Origin of the sequence: Mycobacterium sp., assembly GCF_050701675.1 — a bacterium.
Lineage (GTDB): Bacteria > Actinomycetota > Actinomycetes > Mycobacteriales > Mycobacteriaceae > Mycobacterium.
On sequence record NZ_JBOGDD010000854.1, the window covers coordinates 1 to 1797 of the forward strand.

General features: G+C 65.4%; 1 protein-coding gene and 1 pseudogene. Both read left to right on the forward strand.

Annotated features, from left to right (window positions below):
- Positions 1-434 (forward strand): annotated as a pseudogene (locus ACRDUX_RS26245) (NADH:flavin oxidoreductase); the annotation flags it as partial.
- A 24-nt stretch (positions 435-458) separates the two neighbouring features.
- Positions 459-1797: aldehyde dehydrogenase family protein (locus ACRDUX_RS26250; protein WP_526418023.1), on the forward strand; the 1339-nt coding region annotated here is incomplete at its 3' end.

The following is a 1797-nucleotide window of genomic DNA, read 5'->3' on the forward strand; positions in this document are numbered from 1 at the left end:
CACTCGAGGTGGCCCGCATCCGCAAGCGCGTGATCCGCGCAGGCGTTCGGGTGCAGACGAACACTGCGGTGACCGCCATCGGACCCGACTCGGTGACCACGGCCTGCGTGTTCACCGGCGACGAGGACCAGACGGCCGCGGACGCGGTCGTTCTCGTCACCGCCCGACTGCCCGAGAACCGACTTCTGGACGCCCTCCAGGCACGCGAATCGGAGTGGGGGCCTGCGGGACTCAAGAGCGTGCGTGCCGCCGGAGATGCCTGGGCGCCTGCCACCATCGCCGCTGCCGTCTGGGCCGGACATCGTTACGCCGAAGAGCTCGACGAGCCGACCGACGAGCGGCCGGTGCCATTCCGGCGCGAAGTCACCGAGCTCAGCACCGAAGTTGGCGTGTTCCTTCCCATCACCCCCGTCGAACCGGCGCGCAGCCGGTGATCCGAATACTCCAAGGAGCAAGCATTGGCAACCACGACCGCTGAACCCACGACCCTCGCCCAGTGGACGGACCTCGCAGGGCACGTGCAACCGAGAACCGGCATCTTCATCGACGGTGACTTTCGCGCCGCGACATCGGGCGCCACGTTCGACACGGTCAACCCCGCAACCGGTGAACTTCTGGCTGCCGTCGCGTCGTCGAGTCAGGTCGACGTCGACGCCGCGGTGGCCTCCGCCCGCACAACCTTCGAATCCGGCGTGTGGTCGAAAACGTCTCCTGCACACCGGAAACGGGTACTCCTGAGCCTCGCCGAGCTCATCACCGAACACCGCGCCGAACTCGCCCTGCTCGATTCCATGGACATGGGCAAGTTGGTGACAGAGGCGTACAACGTCGACGTACCGTCGGCTGCCGACCTCTTCGCGTTCTACGGAGAAGCGCTGGACAAGATCAACGGTGAGATTGCGCCCACCGAACCGGGCAACTTGGCACTGGTGACCAGAGAGCCCCTGGGGGTCGTCGGGGCGGTGACGCCGTGGAATTTCCCTCTGGACCTTGCCGTCTGGAAGCTCGCACCAGCGCTGGCAGTCGGTAACAGCGTCGTGCTCAAACCTGCCGAACAGGCACCCCTGTCCTCCTTGCTACTGGCAGAACTGGCCGTCGAAGCGGGCCTTCCACCCGGTGTCCTCAACGTGGTCCCCGGACTGGGCCCGACTGCGGGCGCCGCACTCGGTCTTCACGTCGACGTCGACGTGTTGGCCTTCACCGGATCCACCGCGACAGGAAGACGGTTCCTCCACTACGCCGCTGACTCCAACCTGAAGCAGGTGTGGTTGGAGTGCGGTGGCAAGAGTCCGAACCTGGTGTTCGCCGACGCCGACCTCGAACAAGCCGCGGAGATGGCGATTTTCGGGGCGTTCTACAACCAGGGCGCCGTGTGCTCCGCCAACTCGCGGCTACTCGTCCAGCGCTCGATCTCCGAGCAGTTCGTCGCCGACCTCGTCGAAAGAGCGCGATCGCTTCGACCAGGAAACCCCCTCGATCCCGAGGCCGGGATGGGCGCGATCGTCGACGAATCACACACCGACCACGTGTTGGGTTTCGTCGATCGCGCCGGCCAGGAAGGCGAGATCATCGCGGGCGGGAATCGACACACGATCAACGGCCGGGGATGTTTCATCGAGCCAACGATCGTCGCGGGTCTCGGTCCGACAGCCGAACTGGTGACCGAGGAAGTCTTCGGGCCGGTACTTTCCGTCCAGGTGTTCGACGACGACGCTGAGGCAATCACGTTGGCCAACAATACGATCTACGGGTTGGCGGCCTCTGTGTGGACCAACGATTTGCGACGCGCGCACACGG